At 60.4% G+C, this 327-nt stretch carries 1 protein-coding gene and 1 pseudogene; both read left to right on the forward strand.

All coding sequences use genetic code 11. The features are described from left to right. Positions 1-12: 12 nt before the first annotated feature. Positions 13-177 (forward strand): annotated as a pseudogene (locus H074_RS42305) (pentapeptide repeat-containing protein); the annotation flags it as partial. After that, a partial coding sequence (locus H074_RS42310) for a pentapeptide repeat-containing protein (RefSeq protein ID WP_420805357.1) occupies positions 162-327 on the forward strand: 166 nt, incomplete at its 3' end. The pseudogene H074_RS42305 and the gene H074_RS42310, both read left to right, overlap by 16 nt.

The following is a 327-nucleotide window of genomic DNA, read 5'->3' on the forward strand; positions in this document are numbered from 1 at the left end:
TTTTACAAGACGATCTTCAGTGGCGGTGCCCAGTTCGACGGGGCGGTCTTCAGCGGCGTCACCACGTTCTACAAGGCGTCCTTTGGCTACGGTGCCCAGTTCGACGAGGCTGTCTTCAGCGGCTTCGCCGTGTTCGACGAGACGGCCTTTGCCGACAACGCCTGGTTCCGCAAGTCGGTCTTCACCGACAACGNTGGTTCCGCAAGTCGGTCTTCACCGACAACGCAGTGTTCAACGAGGCGGTCTTCAAGCGCAGTGCCATGTTTAACGAGGCTGTCTTCAGGGGCGGTGCCACGTTCGACGAAGCGTCCTTCACCGGCAGTGCGG

The sequence above is a fragment of the Amycolatopsis decaplanina DSM 44594 genome (assembly GCF_000342005.1).
Lineage (GTDB): Bacteria > Actinomycetota > Actinomycetes > Mycobacteriales > Pseudonocardiaceae > Amycolatopsis > Amycolatopsis decaplanina.